Source organism: Paraburkholderia sp. J94 (assembly GCF_905220285.1).
Taxonomy (GTDB): domain Bacteria; phylum Pseudomonadota; class Gammaproteobacteria; order Burkholderiales; family Burkholderiaceae; genus Paraburkholderia; species Paraburkholderia tropica_A.
Genome location: NZ_CAJMZH010000004.1, coordinates 313003 through 338837, shown reverse-complemented (window position 1 = coordinate 338837; position 25835 = coordinate 313003). Strand labels below are relative to the sequence as shown.

Sequence of the window (25835 nt, the reverse complement as noted above, 5' to 3'; positions counted from 1 at the left end):
GCGGCGCTCTCACTTCGCCTGGCACGAAAACAGCCGGGTCGGGGCAATCAATACCATCGCTCATTCCATGCCAGGAACATCGCAAGCCTTTTGCGGATAGGTGAGAACGGTATGAGTAGCACGCACGGGAAGATTGATGCTTGCGATGCATCAGCGCAAGTCGTAACCCGCCATCCTGATTCAGCGTCACTGACGCCGCACGTGCCATGCCCTGTCAGAAAGCACAAAAAACAAACGGCGTCATGCCTTCGGGCACGACGCCGTTTTTCCATGACAGGGCTGCCCCTCAATCCCGCCGCGTCGCCTCGATCATCAACGCATCGAGCTTGAACGAGCGATCGTTCTGCACATCGAAGTAGTTGCGCACTTCATCGGGCGCGTTGTCCCACATCGAGCGGATCGCCGTCACGCGTTCGGGCGGCGTGCGCATGCGCGCGACCCACGTATCGAAGTCGAGCGCGATGCGCCAGCGCTCCGTCACCTTCGCGTCGAATCCCGCCGCGTCGAGCATGCTCACCCACTCGTCGGCGCGGTAATCGCGGATATGCGACGCGTCGCGCAGCAATTCCACCGCCTGAATATGCGTGTCGTAAAGCGGATCGTCGATGCCCGCGATATCGATGAACTTCAAACGTCCGCCCGGCTTGAGCACGCGATGCACTTCGGCGAGCGCGCGCGGTACGTCGCGCCAGTGGTGCGCGCTCATGCGGCTGATCGCCCAGTTGAAGCTCGCGTCGGCGAACGGCAACGTCTCGGCGGCGCCCTGCTGCGTGCGGACCGTGCTCAAGCCGCGTTCCTTCGCGGCGGCCTCGACGGTCGCGAGCATCGGCGGCGCGATGTCGTAGGCCACGACTTCGCGCACGTGCGGCGCGACGGCGAAGCTCGCGTGACCCGCGCCGCAGCCCATGTCGAGCACCAGCGCATTGCCGCAGGTCGCCGCGAAGGTCGCGGCCAGGTTCTCGAGATCGGCCCCGGTTGCGTGGACCTGGCTGGTGAGATAGGCGGCGGCGGTCGAGCCGAAGGCGTCGGCGACCTGATCGTGATGCTTCATGGCATGCTCCTGGTGCGGGTCCGGCGCGCCGACGCTCGTGCGCGCGCTCCGGTTTCCCGATTGTGTGGGGCGCGAGTCCCGCCACCTCTGCGGCTGCGGCCTCGCGTCGATCTTGTAGCTTCTGTCCCCCGGGCGGGTTGCCGCGGCGGCCCGGCGCCGCGTCAGCCGTTACAATAGAGCCCGTTTTGTACCAGTACAAGTTGAGCGATTATTCTGGTATCGCCAGCACCCGCCAGCCTTCCATGAGCCTCGACACCCCCATCACCGCTGATTCCGGCCCCGCTAAAACGCTCGACGCCACGCCCGCGCGCGCGCTCGGCGAGTTCATCCGCGCCCATCGCGAGCGGCTCTCGCCGCAGGAAGTCGGCCTGCCGCCCGGCCCGCGCCGCCGCACGCCCGGCCTGCGCCGCGAGGAAGTCGCGCAGCTGTGCGGCGTGAGCCCGACCTGGTACACGTGGATCGAGCAGGGCCGCCCGGTCTCGGCGTCGGCGGACGCGCTCGCGCGCATCGCCGTGGCGCTGCGGCTCTCGCGCGCCGAACGCGCCTATCTGTTCGAACTGGCCGCGCAGCGCGACCCCGCCGAGCCCGACACCGCGAGCGCCGCCGACGCCCCCGCCACGCTGCTGCAGACCGTCGGCCTGATCGACGCGCCCGCTTACGTGCTCGACCGCCAGTGGACCGCGCTCGCCTGGAACGCCCAGGCGGCGGACCTGTTCACGGGCTGGCTCGACGGCGAGCACGACCGCAATCTGCTGCGCTTCACCTTCACGGAGCCGCTCGGGCGCGAGCTGATCGTCGACTGGGAAACGCGTGCGCGCCGTCTGGCCGCCGAGTTCCGCGCCGATTCGATCCGCCATCTGAACGATGCGCCCACGCGCGCGCTGATCGATTCGCTGATCGCCGCGAGCGACGAATTCGGCCGCTTCTGGGGCTCGCAGGACGTGTTCGAGCGCGAAGGCGGACGGCGCGAATTCCATCATCCGCGCCACGGCCGCATCGCCTACGACCAGATCACATTCAAGCCCGCGCACCGCGAGGATCTCAAGCTGGTGGTGCTGGTGCGCCTCTGAGCGCGCCGCGCCACCGGTGCGCGCCTGCGCGGGTGGTAAAATCATCCACTTTCCCGCCGCACCCGGCGCCCTGCGAGGCACTCAGCGCGCGGCCCGCTTTCCTATCGCTCACCGCTCATCATCATGACGTCCCAACTGCACAAAAAAGGCGAAGCCTGGTCGGCTCGCTTCTCCGAACCCATGTCGGAGCTGGTCAAGCGCTACACGTCGTCGGTCTTCTTCGACAAGCGACTCGCGCTCGTGGACATCGAGGGCTCGCTCGCGCACGCGTCGATGCTGGCCGCGCAGAAGATCATTTCCGCCGACGACCTCGCCGCCATCCAGGGCGGCATGGCGCAGATCAAGGGCGAGATCGAGCGCGGCGAATTCGAGTGGAAGCTCGATCTCGAAGACGTGCACCTGAACATCGAAGCGCGTCTCACGGCGCTGATCGGCGACGCGGGCAAGCGCCTGCACACGGGCCGTTCGCGTAACGACCAGGTCGCGACCGACATCCGTCTGTGGCTGCGCGGCGAGATCGACCGCATCGGCGGCCTGATCGGCGACCTGCGCGGCGCGCTGCTCGACCTCGCGGAACAGCACGCGGGCACGATCATGCCGGGCTTCACGCACCTTCAGGTCGCGCAGCCGGTCACGTTCGGCCATCACCTGCTCGCCTACGTGGAAATGTTCACGCGCGACGCCGAGCGCATGGTCGACTGCCGCAAGCGCGTGAACCGCCTGCCGCTCGGCGCGGCCGCGCTCGCGGGCACGAGCTATCCGATCGACCGCTTCGCCGTGGCGAAGACGCTGGGCTTCGACGGCATCTGCGCGAACTCGCTCGACGCCGTCTCCGACCGCGACTTCGCGATCGAATTCACGGCCGCTTCGGCGCTCGTCATGACGCACGTCTCGCGCTTCTCGGAAGAACTGGTGCTGTGGATGAGCCCGCGCGTCGGCTTCATCGATATCGCCGACCGCTTCTGCACCGGCTCGTCGATCATGCCGCAGAAGAAGAACCCCGACGTGCCCGAACTGGCGCGCGGCAAGACCGGCCGCGTGAACGGCCATCTGATGGGCCTGCTCACGCTGATGAAGGGCCAGCCGCTCGCGTACAACAAGGACAACCAGGAAGACAAGGAGCCGCTGTTCGATACCGTCGATACGGTCGCGGACACGCTGCGCATCTTCGCGGAAATGGTCGCCGGCATCACGGTCAAGGCCGACGCGATGCGCGCCGCCGCGCTGCAAGGCTTCTCGACGGCCACCGACCTCGCCGACTACCTCGTGAAGAAGGGCCTGCCGTTCCGCGACGCGCACGAAGCCGTGGCGCACGCGGTGCGCATCTGCGTGGATCGCAACTGCGATCTCGCCGACCTGACGCTCGACGAAATGCGCCGCGAACTGCCGGCCGTCGCGCATCTGCTGGCCGAAGACGTGTTCGAAGTGCTGACGCTCGAAGGCTCGGTGTCGTCGCGCAACCATCCGGGCGGCACCGCGCCCGAGCAGGTGCGCGCGGCCGTCGTGGCGGCACGCGCGGCGCTCGGCGCGGCGAAGTAAGCGCACGCGCGGAACAAGCGCAGAACAAGCGCCAACGCGCAGCGGCCCGCCTGGCCATGAACACGAAACGGGCGCGCGACGGACAACGTCGCGCGCCCGTTTTGTTTTTTGCGCGCACACAGGCGGCGCGGCTGTACCCGCTTCGAATGGCCCGAGTTGTACGCCTGACGATCGCGCCCCATGACCTAGAATCGACATCATCCCTGTAGCGTTCCTGCCCGAATCTGCTCCGAGTCCGTCCCGATGATCGTCCGCCCTCGCCTCAACTGGTTCCGCATGCTGCTCGCGTGGCGCGGTTCCGTCCTGCCGCAACTGCTGCCGCGGCTCTTTATCGTCTTGTGCCTGTCGATCGTGGCCGTCGCCGCGCACGATCACATCCTGCGCGTGACCGTGAACCTGAGCACGGTGCCGTTTTCGCTGATCGGCATCGCGCTCGCCGTGTTTCTCGGCTTTCGCAACAACGCGAGCTACGACCGCTACTGGGAAGGCCGCAAGCTCTGGGGGCAACTGCTCAACGAATCGCGCTCGCTTACGCGCCAGGCGCTCACGCTCGTGAAGCCCGCCGACGGCGAGGATGCGCGCGCGCACGCGCGTCCGTTCGTCGAGATTCTCTGCGCGATGCCGCACGCGCTGCGCCATCAGCTGCGTCATACCGACCCGCGCGCCGATCTCGAATCGCGTCTGCCGCCCGCGCTGGTCGAACGCGCGATGGCCTCGCAATTCCGTCCCGCCACGCTGCTGCTCAGCGCGTCCGAATGGATGCGCGGCGAAGTGCGCGCGGGCCGGCTGGACGGCTATGCGGTGCTCGCGTTCGAGCGCAATCTGAACGGCCTCTCCGACGTGATCGGCGGCTGCGAGCGCATCGCTTCCACGCCGCTGCCGTTCGCCTACACGGTGATGATTCATCGCACCGTCTACTTCTTCTGCGCGCTGCTGCCGTTCGGGCTCGTGGACAGCATCGGCGCGCTCACGCCGATCTTCGCCGTGTTCGTGGCCTACGCGTTCATGGCGCACGAAGCGATCGCCTCGCAGATCGAAGACCCGTTCGGCACCGAAGACAACGATCTCGCGCTCAACGCGATGTCGACGGGCATCGAGTCCGCGCTGCACGATCTGCTCGGCGACCCGACGCACACGCCGTCGCATCCGCCCGAGCAATTCATTCTCGACTGACGCAGCGAAGCATCGCGCACAAAACAAAACCGGCGTGAATCACAAGGATTCACGCCGGTTTTTTCATGCGATCGTCAAAGCGTTCAGACGCTCAGCGGTTGTTCACCGTCTCCGACAAACGCTTCAACGTGGCGAGCCGCGCGCCGAGCAGATCGAGCCGCGAGCGCTCGTCGATCAGCGGCGTGGTCACGTCGCGGTACGCGCGCCACGCGCTCTGCGCGCGCGACACGGCGGGCCGCGCGTGCTTCGGCATACGCGCGTAAAGCTGGCGGTAGTAACGATTGAGGTCGTAGCTCACGTGCTCGCAGCGCGCGTCGGCGCTACAGGCGCGGGCGCGCGGCGGCTGGCCGTCCCAGCTCGCGGCTTCGTTGCGCAGCGCGAGCGCGCGGTCGCGCACCGGCTGCAAACGCATGTCCGCCTCGTAGAGCTGATACGTGCTGCCGCTCGTGGTGGCGAACGCCGCGCCGAGCATGGTGTCCTCGGCATCGCGCCACGCCACCCACTTCTGCTGGCTCAACTTCCAGCGCTTTTGATCCGCCGGTTTGAGCTTCGCGTTCAGTTGCACGAGCGCGGTTTCGGCGGCGGCGCGCCATGCGCCGCGCGCCTCCTCCATGCACTGGATCTGCCCCGCCGTCGTCGAGCGGTCCGCGCGCGCAAGACACGCGCGCATGGCCGTATCGATCGGATCGGCGGCCGCCACCTCGGCGCGCGCGGGCGCGGCGGCGAACATCGTCGCCGCCAGCGCCAGCGAAGCCGTCAGCGCCCGCAGGGTTCGCGAAGTTCGCACCGTCATCCGCACCGTCATGCCGCCCGCCTCCGCGCTCAGGCGCGCACGCAATCCACGAAATACTCGATGCGGCCGTTGATGGTCTCGCCCACGAGTCCGTGGATATCGGTGTGGAAACCCGGGAAGCGCTCGTTGAATTCGCGCGCGAACTTGAGGTAGTTCACGATCGTCTTGTTGAAGCGCTCGCCCGGAATCAGCAGCGGAATGCCCGGCGGGTACGGCGTGAGCAGGATCGACGTCACGCGGCCTTCGAGTTCGTCGATGGGCACGCGGTCGATCTCGCGGTGCGCGAGCTTGGCGAACGCGTCGGACGGCTTCATCGCCGGTTCCATCGTCGACAGATACATCTCGGTCGTCAGACGCGCGATGTCGTTGGCGCGGTAGACGCTGTGGATCTGCTGGCACAGATCGCGCAGGCCCATGCGCTCGTACATCGGATGCTGCGCCACGAATTCAGGCAGCACGCGCCACAGCGGCTGGTTGTTGTCGTAGTCGTCCTTGAACTGCTGGAGTTCGGTGACCATCGAGTTCCAGCGGCCCTTCGTGATGCCGATCGTGAACATGATGAAGAACGAGTACAGGCCGGTCTTCTCGACGATGATGCCGTGCTCGGCCAGGTACTTCGTGACGATCGCGGCCGGAATGCCCGACTCGCCGAACTCGCCGTCCACGTCCAGACCCGGCGTGACGATGGTCGCCTTGATCGGGTCGAGCATGTTGAAGCCTTCCGCCAGCGCGCCGAAGCCGTGCCAGTGGTCGTTCGGGCGCAGGATCCAGTCCTCGCGCGAGCCGATGCCTTCCTCGGCCAGTTCTTCCGGGCCCCAGACCTGGAAGAACCAGTCGTCGCCGTATTCGGCGTCGACCTTGCGCATCGCGCGGCGGAAGTCGAGCGCCTCGGCGATCGATTCTTCCACGAGCGCCGGGCCGCCCGGCGCTTCCATCATCGCGGCGGCCACGTCGCACGACGCGATGATCGCGTACTGCGGCGAGGTCGACGTGTGCATCAGATACGCCTCGTTGAAACGATGGCGGTCGAACGCGCTGTCTTCCGAGTCCTGCACGACGATCTGCGAAGCCTGCGAGATGCCGGCCAGCAGCTTGTGCGTCGAGTGCGTCGCGAACACGAGCGCCTTGGTGCGCGGACGGCCCGCGCCGATCGCGTGCATGTCCTGGTAGAACTCGTGGAATTCGGCGTGCGGCAGCCAGGCTTCGTCGAAGTGCAGCGTGTCGAGCATGTCGCCGAGCAGATCCTTGATCATCTCGACGTTGTAGACCACGCCGTCGTAGGTGCTCTGCGTGATCGTGAGAATGCGCGGCTTGACGTTCGGGTTCTTCGCAAGCGCTTCACGGGCGAACGGATTCGCCTCGATCTTCTTGCGGATGTTTTCCGGCTTGAACTCGTCGCGCGGAATCGGGCCGATGATGCCGAAGTTGTTGCGCGTCGGCGTGAGGAACACGGGGATCGCGCCCGTCATCGTGATCGCGTGCAGGATCGACTTGTGGCAGTTGCGGTCGACCAGCACGATGTCGCCCGGCGCAACCGTCGCGTGCCAGACGATCTTGTTCGAAGTCGACGTGCCGTTGGTCACGAAGAACACGTGGTCCGCGCTGAAAATGCGCGCCGCGTTGCGCTCCGAAGCCGCGACCGGGCCGGTGTGATCGAGCAGCTGGCCGAGTTCTTCGACGGCGTTGCAGACGTCGGCGCGCAGCATGTTCTCGCCGAAGAACTGGTGGAACATCTGGCCAAGCGGGTTCTTCAGGAACGCCACGCCGCCCGAGTGACCCGGGCAGTGCCACGAGTACGAGCCTTCGTCGGCGTACTTGACGAGTTCCTTGAAGAACGGCGGCGACAGCGCGTCGAGATACACCTTCGCTTCGCGGATGACGTGGCGCGCCACGAACTCCGGCGTGTCCTCGAACATGTGGATGAAGCCGTGCAGCTCGCGCAGGATGTCGTTGGGCAGATGGCGCGAGGTGCGCGTTTCGCCGTACAGGAAGATCGGGATGTCGGCGTTGCGCTTGCGCACCGCTTCCATGAACGCGCGCAGCGCGACGATCGCGGGCGCGTGCTCGGGCGCTTCGCCGTCGGTGCCTTCCACGTAGGGCAGCAGTTCGTCGTCGTCGATCGACAGGATGAAGCAGGCCGCGCGGCTCGACTGCTGCGCGAACGACGTCAGGTCGCCGTAACTCGTCAGCCCGAGGACTTCGGCGCCCTCTTTCTCGATGGCTTCGGCGAGTGCGCGGATGCCGGAACCCGAGATGTTCTCGGAGCGAAAGTCTTCGTCGATGATGACGACGGGAAAGCGAAACTTCATGGGCGAATCTCCAAAAGAAACGACCGCTGCTTTAGACGCGCAGCGGTCCCCGTATGTCGTTGAAGCCGGAGTGGGTTTGCGCTCGAACTCAGGTCTTCGGCAGCGTGACGCCGTGCTGACCTTGATACTTGCCGCCGCGATCGGCGTAGGACACCTCGCAGATCTCGTCGCTCTCGAAAAAGAGCACTTGAGCCACGCCTTCGTTCGCGTAGATTTTCGCAGGCAAAGGTGTCGTATTCGAGAATTCGAGCGTCACGTAGCCTTCCCACTCGGGCTCGAACGGCGTGACGTTCACGATGATGCCGCAGCGCGCATAGGTCGACTTGCCGAGGCAGACCGTGAGCACGTTGCGCGGAATGCGGAAATACTCGACCGTGCGCGCCAGCGCGAACGAATTCGGCGGGATGATGCAGACGTCGCCCTTGAAGTCCACGAACGACTTCTCGTCGAAGTTCTTCGGATCGACGATGGTCGAATTGATGTTCGTGAAGATCTTGAATTCGTCGGCGCAGCGGATGTCGTAGCCGTAGCTCGAGGTGCCGTAGCTCACGATCTTGCGGCCGTCTTCCGACATGCGGACCTGGTCGCGCACGAACGGCTCGATCATGTTCTGCTCTTCGGCCATGCGCCGGATCCACTTGTCGGATTTGATTGCCATGTTTCGCTACGGTCCAGAAAAAACGGGGAGGTAACCCCGGGCCGCGACCCGGGGGAAAGCCGCGCGAACGGGCCGCCGGGCGGCCCATTCGCGAAAGGCGCCTATTTTACGCGATGTGAGTCGGCGTGCCGCGAAGTGCGACGCGAAGTGCGTCTCGCGGTGTGCATCGCGGTGCGCCTCTCCGCGGTGCGCCTCTCGATCGGCCGCCGGGCGCGTCCGACGCGAACTGCATGGGCGCCAGGGCTTTGCCGCGGCGCATCATGCGCGCTCGGGCGCTGCAATGCAAGCGTTGTTTGCGAGGACCGCTTCGGACGGGCGCGAATCGGCGGGAATCCGTGGCAATCGGCGAAAACCGGGCCGGGCTGGGCGTCCGCTCGCGCGAGATCGCCGGGCTTATTGCACCTCTGATTGCCCCTCTTATTGCACCTTGATGACACCGCACGCGAGCGCCGGACCGGTGCCGTGCTGCGGATACGCATACGGGTCGATGGCGTCGTGATGGACGAGCACGGCGCGCTGGAGCACCGAGCGCACGCCGTCGAGCGAGACGTCGGGCGCGACGATGAAGCCGATGGCCACGCCGTTCGAATCCGCATGGATATTGCCGAGGTCGCCTTCCACGCGCGCGCCGGGCTTGAGCCGGTCGGCGGCGGGCGCGAACACGGCGCCTGCGCTGGAGGCGTCGGCGGCGTTGCAGTCGCCGCGTTCGTGGACCTGCAGCGCATGGTCGCTGTCGGGCGGCAACCCGGCGAGGTTATAGCTCACCTGCACACCGTCCGAACGCTCGACGAAGGACACGGTGCCGCGCACCTGGCTGCCGACCGTGGGCAGCACCTGCGCGCCTGCGCGCTTGTCCTGCTGCCCCATGAAGCTCGTGCAGCCGCCCAGCAGCACACACGCAACCACGGCCAGCACGACTGCGTTTCCCGCGTTCCTGTCGTTCCCTTTAACCATGCGATCCTCTTGCCGTCTCGCGTCCGCCCCTGCGGCCGTCGATCTGGACCCGTGAATTCCACATGATACCGCGCGCACGCGCTCCCGCGTGGCTTGCGCGCGCCTTCCCCGCGCCTTCCACACGCGCGGCGAGGCGCACCGCGCGCGCCGCCGCAAGCCTTGCCCGGCAAGGGATGGGCCGCTGCGCGCGGATGACGCCGCCGTTCAGGTGTTCTGCACGACGATGGTCGGGAACTTCGAAGTCATGTCGCGGGCGCGTTCGGCAATCTGGATCGCGACACGGCGGGCGATTGCCTTGTAGGTCGACGCGACCTGTCCGTCCGGGTTGGCGACCACGGTCGGATGGCCCGAATCGGCCTGCTCGCGGATCGAGATATCGAGCGGCAGGCTGCCGAGCACCTCGACGCCATACTCCTTCGCCATGCGCTCGCCGCCGCCCGCGCCGAAGATGTGCTCGGCGTGACCGCAGTTCGAGCACACGTGCACGGCCATGTTCTCGACGATGCCGAGAATCGGAATGCCCACTTTCTCGAACATCTTGAGGCCCTTCTTGGCGTCGAGCAGCGCGATGTCCTGCGGCGTCGTCACGATCACGGCGCCCGTGACCGGCACGCGCTGCGAGAGCGTGAGCTGGATGTCGCCCGTGCCCGGCGGCATGTCGACCACCAGATAGTCGAGGTCGCGCCAGTTCGTCTGACGCAGCAGCTGTTCGAGCGCCGACGTCGCCATCGGCCCGCGCCAGACCATCGGATTGTCCTGATCGACGAGGAAGCCGATCGAGTTGGCCTGCACGCCGTGGCCTTCGAGCGGGTTCATCGACTGGCCGTCCGGCGACTCGGGGCGGCCTTCGATGCCGAGCATCATCGGCAGCGACGGGCCGTAGATGTCCGCGTCGAGCACGCCGACCGACGCGCCCTCGGCCGCCAGCGCGAGCGCGAGATTCACGGCGGTCGTGCTCTTGCCCACGCCGCCCTTGCCCGACGCGACGGCCACGATGTTCTTCACGTTCGGCAGCAGCTTCACGCCGCGCTGCACCGTGTGCGCGGCCACTTCGTGACGCACGCTCACGCGGCTCGACGCGACGCCCGGCACCGCGGCCAGCGCGGCTTCCACCTGCGCGCGCACCGCGTCGTACTGACTCTTCGCCGGGTAGCCGAGCACGATCTCGACGCCCACCGTGCCGCCGTCGATCGTGACGTTGCGCACGCCCTTGGCAACCGTGTACGGCTTGCCCGTGTTGGGGTCCGCGAGGGCCGCAAGCGCGGCGTCGACCAATGCCCGATCTATGCTCATTGAAACTCCGTGGGGAATGCGCCGGCGCAAGCGGCATCGAGCCGCTCTGGCGCCGAAAATCGAAAGAAATTGTTAAGCTGGATTGCGCAATTGTCTGCGACAAGGCACGCTTCGCGGCAACGGTCATCCTGATCCGCGCAAGCGTTTGTCGAGCGGCCGTCGAGCAACGGGTGTACCCGATGCGACACGACGCAAGCAAGCCCTCAAGCCGTCATTGTAGTAGCTGCCGCCCTGCGTCGTTTGAAGACCCTGACTGCAATCGGGGACCACGCGAGGCGCACGCAGCCGTCACGTTCCACTCAAGAGAGGAAGGATTGAAAATGAACACAAGAATCTTGACCCGCCTGTCCGTCTTCGCTGTCGCCGGCGCGCTCGTCGCCGGCTGCGCGACCCAGCAGGGCACCGACACGGCGCTCGGCACCGGCGTCGGCGCGGGAACGGGCGCCGCGATCGGCGCGATCTTCGGCGGCGGCAAGGGTGCAGCAATCGGCGCGGGTGCAGGCGCGCTGGTCGGTGGCGTCACCGGCTACAACTGGCAGAACATCAAGAACAAGCTCTCGGGCGCAACCAAGGGCACGGGCACGCAGATCACCGAGCAGCCGGACGGCTCGCTCAAGCTCAACATCCCGAGCAACGTGACGTTCGACACGAACAGCTACGCGATCAAGCCGTCGTTCGCGCCGGTGCTCGACCAGGTCGCGCAGACGCTGCAGCAGAACCCGGAAGTGGTCGCCTCGGTCGTCGGCCATACGGATAACACCGGCCAGCCGGCGTACAACCAGACGCTGTCGGTCAACCGCGCGCAGAGCGTCGTGAACTACCTCGCCTCGCGTGGTATTCCGATGCAGCGCATGGCCGCCGAAGGCCGCGGCGACACGCAACCGGTCGCCGACAACAGCACCGAAACCGGCCGCGCCGCGAACCGCCGCGTGGAAGTCTATCTGCGCGCGACGGCGCAGCATCAGGGCGGCTAAGCTCGCGCGGCGCATGCGCCGCAAATGAGCGCCACAACAACGTGGCACAAAAACGGGACGGCCATTTCGCCGTCCCGTTTTTATTTCCGGAGATGAACGCCGATCACGCCGCCCCCCGCCCGCCGGGCGATTCCGGCGATCGCGCCGCAAAGCCTGGCGGGAAAGTCAAAAATTTTTCGAACTCTCTTTCAAAGGCGCTGTCTGTCTTTACGGTACGTGTGCGGCGACGCCGCCGCGTCACCATTCTCCTCTTGTCGTTGTTGCTCCGGGGCCATCCTGCCCCGGTTTTTTTTGCCCATCGATTTCGTCATGCCAATGCGCCGCGCATCGCAATGCGTCCCGTTGCATCCCGCAGCATCCCGCGGCCGTTCGTTGCTCCCGCCGCCCGCGCCTCGCGTGCGCCTCGGCCGCGCCGGAACCGCGCCCGACCGCGCGAACCGGCCGCCCTGCTAAAATCGCCCTTTCCCCCGCAACATCGGACTTCCATCCACCTATGTCAGCACCCGCCACCGACTTCGCCGCCGGCGCGCCTGCCGTTCAGGGCCGCCGCCAGATCCTCGTCACGTCTGCTCTGCCTTACGCCAACGGCCAGATCCACATCGGCCACCTGGTCGAGTACATCCAGACGGACATCTGGGTCCGCGCGCTGCGAATGCACGGCCACGAGGTCTATTACGTCGGTGCCGACGACACCCACGGCACGCCCGTCATGCTGCGCGCCGAGAAGGAAGGCCTCACGCCGCAGCAGCTGATCGCGCGCGTCTGGCAAGAGCACAAGCGCGATTTCGACAGCTTCGGCGTGTCGTTCGACAACTACTACTCGACCGATTCGGACGAGAACCGCGTGCTGTCCGAGTCCGTCTATCTGGCGCTCAAGGAAGCCGGTTTCATCGAAACGCGCGACATCGAGCAGGCCTACGATCCGGTCAAGAACATGTTCCTGCCGGACCGCTTCATCAAGGGCGAGTGCCCGAAGTGCGGCGCGAAGGACCAGTACGGTGACAGCTGCGAAGTCTGCGGCTCGACCTACGCGCCGACCGATCTGAAGAATCCCTACTCGGTCGTGTCGGGCGCTACGCCGATCCGCAAGACCTCGACGCACTACTTCTTCCGTCTTTCCGACCCGCGCTGCGAAGAATTCCTGCGCGGCTGGGTGGCGGGCCTCGCGCAGCCGGAAGCGACCAACAAGATGCGCGAATGGCTCGGCGACGCGGGCGAATCGAAGCTCGCCGACTGGGACATCTCGCGCGACGCGCCCTACTTCGGCTTCGAAATTCCGGGCGCGCCGGGCAAGTACTTCTACGTGTGGCTCGACGCACCGGTCGGCTACTACGCGAGCTTCAAGAACCTGTGCGAGCAGCGCGGGCTCGACTTCGACGCGTGGGTGAAGCCCGGTTCGAAGACCGAGCAGTACCACTTCATCGGCAAGGACATCCTGTATTTCCACACGCTGTTCTGGCCGGCGATGCTGGAGTTCTCGGGCCATCGCACGCCCACGAACGTGTTCGCGCACGGCTTCCTGACGGTGGACGGCGCGAAGATGTCGAAGTCGCGCGGCACCTTCATCACGGCCGAGAGCTACGTCACGACGGGCCTGAACCCCGAGTGGCTGCGCTACTACTTCGCCGCGAAGCTCAACAGCACGATGGAAGATCTCGACCTGAACCTCGAGGACTTCCAGGCGCGCGTGAACAGCGACCTCGTCGGCAAGTACATCAACATCGCGAGCCGCGCGGCGGGCTTCCTGATCAAGCGTTTCGACGGCCGCGTGCAGGACAGCGCGATGCATCATCCGCTGCTCCAGCAACTGCGCGCCGCGATTCCGCAGATCGCCGCGAACTACGAAGCGCGCGAGTACAACCGCGCGCTGCGTCAGACGATGGAACTCGCCGACGCGGTCAACGGTTACGTCGACACGGCCAAGCCTTGGGAACAGGCGAAGGACCCGGCCAACGCGGTCGCGCTGCATGAAACGTGCAGCGTGAGCCTCGAAGCGTTCCGCCTGCTGTCGCTCGCGCTCAAGCCGGTGCTGCCGCAGCTCGCGCAGGGCGTCGAGGAATTCCTCTCGATCGCGCCGCTCACGTGGGCCGACGCGGGCACCGCGCTGTCGTCGCAGCAGCCGATCAACGCGTACAAGCATCTGATGACGCGCGTCGATCCGAAGCAGGTCGAAGCGCTGCTGGCCGCGAACCGCGACTCGCTGCAGGCGACCGACGCCGCGCCCGCCGCTGCCGCCGCCGATGCGAACAAGAAGTCGAAGGCCGCGAAGGAAGCGAAGAAGGCCGAGCCGGAAACGCCGGACGTGATCTCCATCGACGACTTCGCGAAGATTGATCTGCGCGTGGCGCTGATCGTCGACTGCAATATCGTCGAAGGCTCGGACAAACTGCTGCAACTCACGCTCGACGTCGGCGAAGAGAAGACGCGTAACGTGTTCTCGGGCATCCGTTCGGCCTACAAGCCGGAAGACCTCAAGGGCAAGCTCACGGTGATGGTCGCGAACCTCGCGCCGCGCAAGATGAAGTTCGGCCTGTCGGAAGGCATGGTGCTCGCGGCGTCGGCGAAGGACGAGAAGGCCGAACCGGGTCTGTACATCCTCGAACCGCACAGCGGCGCGAAGCCGGGCATGCGCGTGCGCTAACTCGCGCGGCTTCTCACGCTTCTCACATTTCGCACGCCTCTCGCGCAAGCAAAAAAGCACACCCTCGGGTGTGCTTTTTTTTCGCCTGAAAAATTGCCGCGCCGCGCGCCTACCAGCGAATCCGGTCGAAGCGCCGCGTGTAGTTGATGTCGGCGCCGTTGAACGTGCCGCCATACGCCGACACCGACCAGTAGCGCGAGAAGTTGATGGTCGCCTTGATCGCGTTAGAGGCCGTCTGCAAACCCTGTTCGTAGCCGATCACGAGCCGCTCGTTGATCGCCTTCGAGAGCATCACCACCTGCGGGTCGGTCAGGCCCACTTCCGAGCGGCCGATCGAGAACTCGTCGAGCCCGATGCTCTGCGCGATGCGCTTGCCCTGCGCGCTGCCGAGCAGCGCCAGCGCCGTGGTCATCGCGCTCTGCTGGCCGACGTTGTTGCCCTGATCGGTGCCGTGGCCGAACAGCAGCCACGAGAGCTTTTCGTTGTCGGTCACGTTCGGCTCGGACACCAGCTTCGCGACCGGCGCCTGCACCGTGCCCGTGACGGACACGCCCGCCTCCACCTGCTGGTTGCGCCGCATCGCCAGAATGTTGATGCCCGGATTGCTGACCGGCCCGTTGAACGTGAAGAAGCCGTTCTCGATGTTGAGCTTGCGGCCGAACGCCGTATAGCTGCTGCCCTCGGTCACGCGCACGTTGCCGACCGCGCGCAGCGGCACGCCCGGCGCGCTCATCGCCGTGATGGTGCCGGCGAGGCCGAGATCCGCGCCCTGGCCGCGGAAGCGGAAATTGCGGCCCAGGTTGATGTCGATGTTCGCGCGCGGCGCGAAACGCGGCGCGGGTTTCGTCGAGGCCGTTTCGTCGATCGGCGGCGTGCCGCCGCGCGTGGTGCCGTCGGGGCGCACGAGCACGACGTCGTCGCCGAGCGAGGGCGCCGCCGACTCGGGCAGGTCGAACAGCGCGTGATCGACGGTGAACTTGCCGTCGATCTGCATGCCGCCCAGATGCCCGCCGTTGGCGACGCTCGCGCTGCCCGAGAGCGACAGGCGCCGGTCCGGCGCAGCGAACAGTTCGAGCTTGTCGGCGACGATGTTCGCGGTCAGATCGGGGTCTTCGTTGTCGAGACGCACGCGGCCCGTGGCGCGCAGCGTGCCGCTCGCGCCGTGAAACTCGACCTGCTGGAAGTCGACGAGATTGTGCGACAGCGCGATATGGATCACGCCGTCCTTCAACTGCACGCCCTGATCGACCACCGTGGCGGAGAGCCCGTCGCCCATCAGCGAGCCGGTCAGGTCGGGCTTCGCGACCGTGCCGCCCAGCGCGAGTTGCAGCGCGAGGTGGCCGTCGAGCAGATAGCTCGGGCCGAGCAGCCCGCCCGTGGTCTTGAGCGACGGCACGTTCGCCTTGACGGTGCCGCCGAGCGGCGCTTCGTCCACGACCGTGAGCACGCCGTCGCGCGGCGCGAGCGTCGTGTTCGCGTCGATGTCGATCACGCCGATGCGGCTCGCCTGCGCGTGCGCCGTGAGCGTCAGCCGGTTGCCGCCGCTGAAGGCCGCGCGCGCGTTGATGTCGCCGAGACCGAGCGAGGCGAGACCGCGGCCGATTTCCACCGTGACGTCGCCGCTGCGGCGCTTGAGCTGCACGTAGCCCGTGGCCGTCGGCCCGATCGAGAAGTCCCAGCCGCCGTCGAAGACGAGGTCGGTCTTGAGCGTGGACGGCACGCCCGTGAACTGCTGGCGCAGCGCCATCATGCGCGCCACGGAAACATTGGTCAGCGAGCCCGCCGAGCGGATCTTGCCGTGATCGAAGTCGAAGCCCTTGAGGTCGAGCGAGGCGCCTTCGGCGACGATGCGCGTCGCGCCCAGCGTGATCTTGCCCGCGCCCGCGCTGACCGTGAGCGGCGACTGCATCGTGACATCGGGCACGCCGCGGTTCTGCAGCTGCGTCACGGTGCCGTCCCAGCGCGAGCCCTCGCGCGTGTCGGTGAGCTTGCCGTTGGCGGCCACCGCGAGGTCGATCGGCTGGCCTTGCAGCTTGCCCTTCGCGTTGGCCGTGAGCGTGTGCTTCGCGCGCGTGCCCGAGAGGCGCGCGCTGAGGCTGGCGATATCGACGCCCGCCACGGCGACGTTGCTGGCGTCGGCGTTGAACGCGAGCGCGCCGTTCGCGCCGTCGCGCGCTTCGGCATGGCCTTGCGCGTGGCCGACGCGGTTGTCGCCGAACGCGACGTTGTCGAGCTTGTAGTCGAGCGCGACGTCGGGATGCGCGAACGTGCCGGTCAGGTCGCCGTTCGCCGCGACCTGGCCCGCGACGCCGAAGCCGAGCCGGTCGAGCTGCGGCGCATCCACCTTGAAGCGCAGACGGTCGCCGCGCGCGCCGAAGCTGCCTTGCAGATCGACGGTATTGCCCGCCACGGACAGATTCGCGCGGCTCGGCAGGATGCGCGTGCCCGCGAGCTGGATCAGCCCCTGGCCCGTGAGCGGCAGGTCGTCGTAGACGCTCGGCCCGAGCTTGAATTCGGCCTTGGTCGTGAGCGTGGGCGCGAGCATGCCGGTGGCCGTCAAGGTGCCGTTCACGCGCGCCTCGATGCGGCGGTTGGGGGCGCGCGGCGGGGTTTTCGGTTTCGCTTCGGTGTGCTGTGCGCTGTTCTGTGCGCCGCTCGCGGCGGGTGCCGCGCCAGACTGTTCGGTCTGCTTCGCGTTCTCGACGCGCTTTTGCGCCTGCGCCTGCTCGCTGCCGATCTGCGCGGGATTCAAGGCCGGATTCAGCGACGGATTGAGCGCGAGATTGCGCTTCGGATTCAGCGCGTCGCCTGACGTGGCCGGTTGCGTCTGAGCGCGCGCGGGCGCGCCCTGTTTCGCCTTCGGCGCGGCATGTGTGGACTTGGCGGCCTTCACCGGCGTGGGCGGCGCGAGCGACAGCGGATCGAAATTCGTCAGCGCGGCCTTCAGCGTGTAGCTGGAATTCGCGTCGTGCTTGAGCGCGCCCGACAGATCGATGTGACCCGCGCCCGAGGTCAGCCGCACGTCGTTGAACGAGAGCCGCGCCGGGTCCTGCGTGATCTTGCCTTGCAGACGCAGCGCGGCCTTCGGATCGGCGAGATCGAGCGTGACGCTCTGCGTGTCGCCGTTCAGGCGCACGCCGATCGGGCCCGCCAGCTGCGTCGGACGTACGCTCGCCTGGATCGCGTTGAGGTCGAGCCCCGCCACCTTCAGATCGAAGCGGCCTTTGCCGCCCGCCAGCGCGCCGCCGCCCGTGATCGTCGCGCTCTTGACGAGCCGCACGTTCAGATTCGAGAGGCGCTGCGCCTTGGCGTCGAGCACGACGTCGGTATGCGCGTCGATCAGCGGCAGCAGTTGCTGGTCGATGGCGCCCGGCTTCGCGTTGACGATCGAGACGCGGCCCGCGACCGTGAAGCCCGCCGCGTTGCTGTGCGCCGTGGCGGTGGATGCCGCCGAGGCCGCACCTGGCGATGAAGCCGCGGCGACCACCGAAGCCGAGGAAGCCGAAGCTGCCGCGACAACCGCCGGCACCGAAGCCGCCGAGGCCACCGAAGCCGAAGCCGCCGACAACGCCGACGCCACCGCCTGCGGACTCGCCGCCGCCCCGCCCTGCGCCGTCTGCACCGGCTGCAACTGCGCACGCAGCGCGAGATCGGCGAACGGCGCGCCCGGCGCGAAAGCCTGCGGATTGACGTGATCGAACGCCAGCGTCGCGCGCTGTAGCGGAACCGCGCCAAACGGCGTCGCTTCCACGTGCGCGTGGCCCGTGAGCTTCATCCCGGTCGCCTGGATCTCGGCCGTGAGCGCTTCGAGCGAGCCGCCGAGGCTCGCGTTCACCTGCACGTCCTCGCCGTTGACCTTGCCCGAATAGCCCGCGTTGCCCGACAGCGCGAATGGTTTGTCGCCATCGAGCTTCGCGCTGGCGCTCACCGCGCCGAACGGCGTATCGAGGCGCTCGACGGCGGCTTCGTGATGGCGTCCGTCGCTGCGGCCATGAAACTGGAAGCGCGAGAATTCGGTCGCCGACGCGCCCTCATGCAGCGTGAGCTTGTCCAACTGCACGTCGCGGATATCGATGGCGAGCGGCAGGCGCAGCGTGTCGGGCAGCGACATCGGCCCCGACGACGGCTCGCTTGACGGCACGATGCGCAGATCGACGTCGCCCACATGCAGATAGTCGATGACGAAACGCCACGGCTTGTCGTGCGGCATCTCCAGCACCCACTGGCCGCCGACGCGGTCGATGCTCGCCGTGGTGCCGTCGCCGCCGTGCCACGCGACGTTGGACAAGCGCACGCCGCTCGCGAGCGTGCCGCCTTCGAGCTTGCCCGAGAGCTTGCCGTCGAGAATCTTCACGGCCGCGCGCCATGCGTAGGCCGTGCCGCGCTCGGTCGTGAGCACGCCATAGAGCAGTCCCGCGACGAGGCCGACCAGCAGCACCGGCACGCAGATCGCCCACGCGAGCGCCTTCCAGAGCCGGCGCGAACGGCGCGGCGGCGGCGTTTGACCTGCGCCGCCTTCGGTGCCTTCGCGGCCTTCGCGGCCTTCATCGCCGCTTCGTTCGTGCTCGCCCGGCGCATCGGACGACGGCGCACCGCCGCCCGGCGGCGCGGCCATCGGCGAGCAGAGTGAGGACAGCAGGGAGAGGATCGCGCGCATCGTCATCAGAAGGCGATCCCCAGCGTCAGATACGGCCGCACGCGGCGTTCGCGGAAGCCGTAGGCGAGGTCGAGGTTGACCGGGCCGACGGGGCTGCGCCAGCGCGCGCCGAGGCCCGCGCCCGGATAGAACACTTTCTCGCCCCAGGTGTCGGTGGCGGTGCCGACGTCGAAGAACGCCGCGCCGCCCCAGTCGTGCGTGAACCAGTGCTGATATTCGGCCGAGCCGGTCACGAGATATTTGGTGGGCAGGATCGAGCCGTCGACGTTGTTACCGATGCTCTGAAAGCCATAGCCGCGCACCGAGTTCGAGCCGCCCGCGCGGAACAGCAGCGACGCGGGCACGTCCGACGAACTGCTCGACGTGAACACGCCGCCGAGTTCCGCGCGGAACAGCACGATGTCGCTCTGGCCGATCGGCAGATATTGCTGGCCGCGCATGTAGCCGCGGAAGAACGTGGCGTCGGAGAGCACGCCCTTCACGGCGAAGCCCGCCTCCACGCGGATCAGGTTGCCCGAGCGCGGGAACAGCTGATCGTCGACGTTGCGGCGCGTCCACGACCATTGCGGCACCAGCGCGCGGCTCGTGGTGGGCGGCCCGGCGTTCTGGTCGAGGCGGTCCTGGTAGTAGAGCAGCGAGTACGAGTAGTCGATGTTCTGCGAGGTGCGCGTGCGCTGCACGCCCGCGCGCAGGCTGTAAATCCGCGTGTCGGAGACATCCGTCGTGGTGTAGGACGCGAGCGCGCTATTGGTCCACGCGCGCGGGCCCGGCGGCATCGACAGTTGCACCTGGCCATATTGCTGGATCTGGTCCAGACGCCCCTGCACCTGGAACGGCCAGGCCTTGCCGAAGGTATCGAGATACGAGTACGAGCCCTGCACGTGCGCGCCCGTGTCGGTCGAATAACCGACGCCGCCGCGGAAATTGTTGTACGGATACTCGCTCACCTTCACGTGCAGCGGCGTGTTGAGCGGCTTTTGCGTGTTGTCGTCGACGTCGATGGCCACGCTCGCGTAGTACGGCGCGTTCTGGAGCTGGCGTTGCAGTTCGGTCACGCGGTTCACGTCGTAGATCTCGCCCGGCGAAAGCGGATTGACGTCGGTCACGATCTTTTCGGGGTAGCGGCGCGGCCCGGAAACGTCGAGCGCGCCCATCGTGAAGGTCGGGCCGCTGTCGAAGGTGACGGACAATTGCGCGTCGTGCTTGATCGGATCGACGCGCGCCTCCGACCGGGCGATCTTCGCGCCCAGATAGCGCCGCGCCTGCAACGCGCGCAGCGCGGCGTTCTTGGCGTCGTCCCAGCCGGACTGCGTGAAGGCGTCGCCCGTGTGCAGCGAGAACGCGAAGCGCGTGGCGTTTTCCTGCGCCTTGTCCTCGGTCAGCACGGGGCCGCGAAACGTCAGCGTGACCGCCGAAATCGTCGTGCGCGGGCCCGGATCGACGCTCACCGTCACGCGGCGGCGGCCGTTTTCGTCGCTGCTCACATCCGTGCGCACGACCGGCGTGAAATAGCCGTCGGTGGACGCGAGATCGCGCACCTGCTGCGGCGTGGCCGTCACGAGAAATTCGAACTGGTCTTCGCTGATGTCGGCGCGCGTGGCGAAGCGCGCGATGTCGAGATGCGCTTCGAGCAGCTTGCGCAGCTCGCGCGGCGAGGCGTCGATCTGGACGTCGTAATAGGTGCGCGCGTGCATCCACGGCAGCAGGCTCGCGAGGTCGGCGTGCGCGGGCGTGGCGGTGAGCGCGCTCAGGGCGAGGCCGAGGGCCGCAAAGGTAACGAAGCGATGCGCCAGATTGGGCTGCGCACGATCCGGGGAAACATGCGCGGAGATTTTCGCGATAGCGTGCGCGACGGCATTCGTTGAGCGGTTTGCGGTGAGGGCCACGGCGCGATGGGTCACAAGCCCCGCCTCACGGCCCAACACATGGCCTAACATGCTGGCCAACACACGGCCCAACACACGGCCCACCGCGCGGCGCCCGGCGTGCCACGGCCGCGCCGCCCGTTCGGGACGCCGCCATGCGCGCAACGCTTCGATCAGCCATCCCGCCAAACAAGACCTCCAGACGTCATTTTGTTCACTTCGGTTCGCTTCGGTTTGCTTCAGGCCAGCTTCGGTTCGCTTTCGCGCCGCCCGCGCATCCGGCGGACGCAGCGCTTACCCAAACGCGCTATTTCACCACATCAGCGCTCGAAAACCCCAGGACGAGGCGCAAAGAGGGCCGCAAGCCGTGCGCAAGGCCACACAGCGCAACCCCGCACCGCGAGGCCCGCGCAGCCGCGCGCCCTGCCCGCGCGCATCGCGTGCCTTCGACGCGCCGCCTGCCCGGATGTTCCGCGCCCGCCGCTTGCGGTAAAATTGCCGCCGACACGAACATCGGCGGCTGTCAGAAACAGCTGCCTCACTCGACGGACGTCAGCCATGTATCAGTCGGACATCACCCAGTTCCTGACCCAGCTCAAGCAGCAAAAGCCCCAGCTCGAAGAACAGCAGCGCAAGGGCCGCTCGCTGCTGTGGGACAAGCAGCCGATCGACCTCGACGAACGCGAGCGCCAGCAGGCATCGCGCGTCAAGCAGACGCCCTACGTCTACTACCAGAACTTCTGATGGCTGAAGCCGACGGGGCCGAAGGCGCCAAGGAGGCCTTGACGCCTCCACCCGGCGCCGAGGCGGCGCATTCCGCGGCGCACGCGGCCGGCCATGCGGCCGTGCCCGCGAACCCGGAAGCGCTTTCCGCCCCCGCCACCGACTCGACGCCCAACACGGTCGACGGCGTGGCGTTCGCTCGTCTGTACGGCGAGCCGCTGTTCAAGCTGCCGCAGGATCTCTACATCCCGCCCGACGCGCTCGAGGTTTTCCTCGAAACGTTCGAAGGTCCGCTCGACCTGCTGCTCTACCTGATCCGCAAGCAGAACTTCAACGTCCTCGACATTCCGATGGCGGACGTGACCACGCAGTACCTCGGCTACGTCGAGCAACTGCGCAAGACCAATCTGGAACTGGCCGCCGAATATCTGCTGATGGCGGCGATGCTGATTGAGATCAAGTCGCGCATGCTACTGCCGGTCAAGAAGGCCGACACCGGCGAGGAAGCCGAAGATCCGCGCGCCGAACTCGTGCGCCGCCTGCTCGAATACGAGCAGATGAAGCTCGCCGCGCAGCGCATCGACAAGCTGCCGCAGCTCGGCCGCGACTTCATGCGCGCCGAGGTCTATATCGAGCAGAGCATCACGCCGCGCTTCCCGGACGTCGACGCCGTCGACCTGCGCGCCGCGTGGGCCGACGTCATCAAGCGCGCGAAGCTCGTGCAGCATCACAAGATCTCGCGCGAGGAACTGTCCGTGCGCGAGCATATGAGCACGATCCTGCGCAAGCTCCAGGGCGCGCGCTTCATGGAATTCTCGGAACTGTTCGACGTCACGCGCGGCGTGCCGGTCGTGATCGTGAACTTCATCGCGATGCTCGAACTGTCGCGCGAATCGCTGATCGAAATCACCCAGCCCGAGCCGTTCGCGCCCATCTACGTGCGCCTCGCCTACCTGCCGGTCTGATCCGCGCGGCAAGCGAAAAGCCCGCGGGACATCGGCCGGAAACACGCTGCGCGGCGCACCCGGCTGGTGCATCCGGGACCTCCAGACGTTCCGTCCCCATCGAGATCGACGCAGGCCAGGCCAGGATAATCCCGTAGCCGAAGGCGCTGCGCGGGCCGGTCAAATCCTCTACAATCGCCCGCGCCTGCTCCTGACAGGGGTCGGCACGCCATCCGGCCGGCTCGCCCGCGCGAGCGCCGGTTGCCGCAACCTACGTCTTGCCCCGCGCGAGGCATAACGCATCCGATCATGAAAGTCATCAGCTCGATTCAGGAACTGCGCGACCAGCTGCGCGGCCAAAACCGCACCGCGTTCGTGCCGACCATGGGCAACCTCCACGAAGGCCACCTCTCGCTGATGCGCCTCGCGCGCCAGCACGGCGATCCGGTCGTGACGAGCATCTTCGTCAACCGCCTGCAATTCGGCCCGAACGAGGATTTCGACAAATACCCGCGCACGCTGCAGGACGACATCGAGAAGCTGCAGAAGGAAAACGTCTACGTGCTGTTCGCGCCCACCGAGCGCGACATGTACCCGCAGCCGCAGGAATACCGCGTGCAGCCGCCGCATAACCTCGGCGACATTCTGGAAGGCGAATTCCGCCCCGGTTTCTTCGAGGGCGTCTGCACGGTCGTGATGAAGCTGATGTCGTGCGTGCAGCCGCGCGTGGCCGTGTTCGGCAAGAAGGATTACCAGCAGCTGATGATCGTGCGCGCGATGTGCGAGCAGTTCGCGCTGCCGATCGAGGTGATCGCCGCCGAAACCGTGCGCGACGAAGACGGTCTCGCGCTCAGCTCGCGCAACCGCTATCTCACGCCGCCCGAGCGCGCCGAGGCGCCGCAACTGGCGGGCGTGCTGCGCGCGATCCGCGAGTCGGTGCTGTCGGGCCGCCACGACTACAAGCAGCTCGAACTCGACGCCATGGCCACGCTGGCCGCGCGCGGCTGGAAGCCCGACTACATCGCGATCCGCAAGCGCGCGAACCTGCTGCCGCCCGCACCGGGCGAGACCGATGCGCCGCTCGTCGTGCTGGCTGCGGCCAAGCTCGGCGCGACGCGCCTGATCGACAACCTGGAGATCTGAGCGCCGCACCGGCCGCCCAGACTACCGTCCGCCGGACATTGGCTCCGGCTCTTACCATCGAATGCCGTGCGGCGGGCCGCCTGCCCGTCCGCCTGAGGAGACGCACCATGCAACGCCACATGCTCAAGTCGAAGATCCACCGCGTCGCGGTCACGCACTGCGAACTGCACTACGAAGGTTCGTGCGCGATCGACGAAGATCTGCTCGAAGCGGCGAACATCGTCGAAAACGAGCGCATCGACATCTGGAACATCAACAACGGCGAACGCTTCACGACCTACGCGATCAAGGGCGAACGCGGTAGCGGCATGATCTCGCTGAACGGTTCGGCCGCGCGCCGCGCGCAACTGGGCGACCTCGTGATCATCGCGGCTTTCGCGAACGTCGAGGAAGCAGAACTGAAGGCGGGCTGGAAGCCGGACCTCGTGTTCGTCGACGAAAACAACCGCATCAAGGGCAGCCGCGACCACGTGCCGACCCAGGCCTGGAGCTGAGCGGCGGCGGGTTGCTCCCGCCCGATGACTGGCTGGCTAGTGGATTAACTGGCTGGCTGGCTGGCTGGACTGCTACACACGGCGCGCGTCATGCGCGCCGTTTGCATTTCTGGCGGCGCGACGCGGCTTGCCGCCCGCCGAGCGCGGCCTTCGCGCTCATCTGGTGCTCATTTAGCGCTCATCACGCGCTGATTTCGCGTTCATCTCGCGTTCATTTCCCGCCAATCTCGCGCTTATCTCCCACGCGCTTATTTCCCGTTGAGCCAGGAGATGATCGGCTGCCACTGGTCCAGATCCTTCTCGACGCGGCTTTTCGCGACGTCCCAGAGCGTGAGCCCGTGCGCGGCGAGTTGCACGTAGTTCTGCGTATCGCGCAGATAGCCGAGCACCGGCAGGTCGAGCCCTTCGACGAAGCGCTGCAACTGCTCCGCCGAGCGCGTGCGTGCGTCCACCCGCATGCCCACCACGCCCACCTGAATGTTGCCCTTGCGCACCGCCTTTTCCTTCGACAGCCGGTCGAGAAAGTCCTTGGTGGCGAGAATGTCGAACATGGACGGCTGCAGCGGCACGATCACCTTGTCGGCCAGTTCGATGATCGTCGCGAGCCGGTTGCCGTGCAGGCCCGCGGGCGTGTCGATGACTGCGTGTTCGAGGCCCTTGGGCGGCTTCTGCGGATGGTCCAGATCGACCTGCCAGCTTTCGATGGCGGGCAGCGTCGGGGCTCGCAGATCGAGCCACGCGTGCGACGACTGCTGCCGGTCGAGGTCGGCGAGCGCGACCCACTCGCCTTGCGCCGCGAAATAGCCGGCCAGATTGGTGGACAGCGTGCTTTTGCCGACGCCGCCCTTGGGGTTCGCCACCACGATCACCGTCATGAATGCTCCCGTCAGGAAGGCTGGCACACGGGCCAGCCGGTTTGCCGATTCTGCTGCTGTGTGCGCCGATCGCCTGCGAAGCTGACGGCGCGCCGACGCAACCGTCCGATAATATCGGCAAATGCCGTGGCGTCGAAGCCCCCGACGGCGTCAGGGTGGCGCAGCCGCCACCCGCAGCGACCCGCGTAGCCGATGCCTTTCCGCGCGCCTAACCTCGCTTCAATTCCCAAAATCCAAGGAGACTTCCCCTCATGAGCACGCTGCGCCCCGACATCACCCTCGCCTCCCTGCACGAGCGCCAGCAAGGCCGGCTGCCCGAACTGCTCGGGTTTCGCGCGGTGGCGCTCGAGCAAGGCATTCTGCGCGCCGAGCTCGACATCCGCAGCAATCTGCTCGCGCCCAACGGCTTCCTGCACGCCGCCACCGTGATCTGTCTCGCCGATACGGCCTGCGGCTACGGCTGCTACGCGCATCTGCCGCCCACGGCGAAAAACTTCACGACCGTCGAGCTCAAGAGCAATTTCGTCGGCACCGCGCGCGAAGGCACGCTGAGCGTGGTCGCGACGGGCGTGCATCTGGGCCGCAGCACGCAGATCTGGGACGCCACCGTCACCGGCCCCGACGGCAAGACCACCGCGCTGTTCCGCTGCACGCAGATGGTGTTGTACTGAGCGGCGCC

At 67.0% G+C, this 25835-nt stretch carries 19 protein-coding genes; 10 read left to right on the top strand and 9 right to left on the bottom strand.

Annotation, left to right across the window (positions count from 1 at the left end; translation table 11 throughout):
- Positions 1–286: 286 nt before the first annotated feature.
- Entirely contained in the window at positions 287–1051 is a 765-nt protein-coding gene (locus U4Y88_RS10210; RefSeq protein ID WP_224017994.1) for a class I SAM-dependent methyltransferase, read from the bottom strand.
- A 242-nt stretch (positions 1052–1293) separates the two neighbouring features.
- Here U4Y88_RS10210 and U4Y88_RS10205 point away from each other — a divergent pair, with 242 nt between their 5' ends.
- The 3 genes from U4Y88_RS10205 to U4Y88_RS10195 all read left to right on the top strand — a co-directional run bounded on the left by U4Y88_RS10205 (position 1294) and on the right by U4Y88_RS10195 (position 4833).
- Complete coding sequence (locus tag U4Y88_RS10205) at positions 1294–2121, top strand: helix-turn-helix transcriptional regulator (RefSeq protein ID WP_224017992.1); 828 nt, start codon at positions 1294–1296, stop codon at positions 2119–2121.
- A 123-nt stretch (positions 2122–2244) separates the two neighbouring features.
- A complete protein-coding gene (gene argH / locus U4Y88_RS10200; protein WP_310630475.1) occupies positions 2245–3660 on the top strand; it encodes an argininosuccinate lyase in 1416 nt (471 codons plus the stop codon).
- Positions 3661–3903: 243 nt separating this feature from the next.
- Positions 3904–4833: a bestrophin family protein gene (locus tag U4Y88_RS10195; protein ID WP_321783727.1), complete on the top strand. Its 930-nt coding sequence runs from the start codon at positions 3904–3906 to the stop codon at positions 4831–4833.
- 91 nt (positions 4834–4924) lie between these two features.
- Here the strand turns inward: U4Y88_RS10195 and U4Y88_RS10190 are convergent, their stop codons facing one another.
- The 5 genes from U4Y88_RS10190 to apbC form a co-directional block, all read right to left on the bottom strand.
- Positions 4925–5638 carry a lysozyme inhibitor LprI family protein gene (locus tag U4Y88_RS10190; RefSeq protein ID WP_415774416.1) on the bottom strand — a complete coding sequence of 238 codons (714 nt, stop codon included), beginning with the start codon at positions 5636–5638 and terminating at the stop codon, positions 4925–4927.
- 17 nt (positions 5639–5655) lie between these two features.
- Positions 5656–7935 carry an arginine/lysine/ornithine decarboxylase gene (locus U4Y88_RS10185; protein ID WP_224017985.1) on the bottom strand — a complete coding sequence of 760 codons (2280 nt, stop codon included), beginning with the start codon at positions 7933–7935 and terminating at the stop codon, positions 5656–5658.
- A gap of 88 nt (positions 7936–8023) precedes the next feature.
- Positions 8024–8593, bottom strand: coding sequence for a dCTP deaminase (gene dcd, locus U4Y88_RS10180; RefSeq protein WP_224017984.1), 570 nt, complete (start codon positions 8591–8593; stop codon positions 8024–8026).
- A 417-nt stretch (positions 8594–9010) separates the two neighbouring features.
- A complete protein-coding gene (locus tag U4Y88_RS10175; protein ID WP_310630478.1) occupies positions 9011–9547 on the bottom strand; it encodes a superoxide dismutase family protein in 537 nt (178 codons plus the stop codon).
- A gap of 204 nt (positions 9548–9751) precedes the next feature.
- Positions 9752–10840: an iron-sulfur cluster carrier protein ApbC gene (apbC, locus tag U4Y88_RS10170; RefSeq protein WP_224017979.1), complete on the bottom strand. Its 1089-nt coding sequence runs from the start codon at positions 10838–10840 to the stop codon at positions 9752–9754.
- Between the two features lie 320 nt (positions 10841–11160).
- Between apbC and U4Y88_RS10165 the strand changes: the two genes are divergently transcribed.
- Both U4Y88_RS10165 and metG read left to right on the top strand, forming a co-directional pair.
- Positions 11161–11814: an OmpA family protein gene (locus U4Y88_RS10165; protein WP_224017977.1), complete on the top strand. Its 654-nt coding sequence runs from the start codon at positions 11161–11163 to the stop codon at positions 11812–11814.
- Positions 11815–12307: 493 nt separating this feature from the next.
- The gene (metG, locus tag U4Y88_RS10160) at positions 12308–14455 is read left to right on the top strand and encodes a methionine--tRNA ligase (RefSeq protein ID WP_321783725.1); all 2148 of its coding nucleotides are present in this window, start codon (positions 12308–12310) and stop codon (positions 14453–14455) included.
- 109 nt (positions 14456–14564) lie between these two features.
- On the opposite strand, the gene U4Y88_RS10155 is transcribed toward metG, so the two are convergent.
- Positions 14565–19118 (bottom strand): translocation/assembly module TamB domain-containing protein, encoded by a 4554-nt coding sequence (locus tag U4Y88_RS10155; protein WP_321783723.1) that lies wholly within the window; start codon positions 19116–19118, stop codon positions 14565–14567.
- Entirely contained in the window at positions 19118–20806 is a 1689-nt protein-coding gene (locus U4Y88_RS10150) for an autotransporter assembly complex protein TamA (protein ID WP_224018004.1), read from the bottom strand. The genes U4Y88_RS10155 and U4Y88_RS10150 overlap by 1 nt, the downstream gene beginning before the upstream one ends.
- Positions 20807–21535: 729 nt before the next feature.
- Here U4Y88_RS10150 and U4Y88_RS10145 point away from each other — a divergent pair.
- From U4Y88_RS10145 to panD, 4 genes are all read left to right on the top strand, one after another.
- On the top strand, positions 21536–21721 hold the full coding sequence (locus U4Y88_RS10145; RefSeq protein ID WP_065057339.1) for a DUF3460 family protein: 186 nt from the start codon (positions 21536–21538) through the stop codon (positions 21719–21721).
- Entirely contained in the window at positions 21721–22665 is a 945-nt protein-coding gene (locus U4Y88_RS10140; protein ID WP_224017971.1) for a segregation and condensation protein A, read from the top strand. The genes U4Y88_RS10145 and U4Y88_RS10140 overlap by 1 nt, the downstream gene beginning before the upstream one ends.
- Before the next feature lie 288 nt (positions 22666–22953).
- On the top strand, positions 22954–23787 hold the full coding sequence (gene panC, locus U4Y88_RS10135; RefSeq protein ID WP_224017969.1) for a pantoate--beta-alanine ligase: 834 nt from the start codon (positions 22954–22956) through the stop codon (positions 23785–23787).
- A gap of 107 nt (positions 23788–23894) precedes the next feature.
- Positions 23895–24281, top strand: coding sequence for an aspartate 1-decarboxylase (panD, locus tag U4Y88_RS10130; protein WP_224017967.1), 387 nt, complete (start codon positions 23895–23897; stop codon positions 24279–24281).
- A 248-nt stretch (positions 24282–24529) separates the two neighbouring features.
- Here the strand turns inward: panD and U4Y88_RS10125 are convergent, their stop codons facing one another.
- Positions 24530–25156, bottom strand: a complete 627-nt coding sequence (locus tag U4Y88_RS10125) for a ParA family protein (RefSeq protein WP_224017965.1) — start codon at positions 25154–25156, stop codon at positions 24530–24532.
- Between the two features lie 251 nt (positions 25157–25407).
- Here U4Y88_RS10125 and U4Y88_RS10120 point away from each other — a divergent pair, with 251 nt between their 5' ends.
- The gene (locus U4Y88_RS10120; protein WP_310634274.1) at positions 25408–25827 is read left to right on the top strand and encodes a PaaI family thioesterase; all 420 of its coding nucleotides are present in this window, start codon (positions 25408–25410) and stop codon (positions 25825–25827) included.
- The last annotated feature ends 8 nt before the right edge of the window (positions 25828–25835 follow it).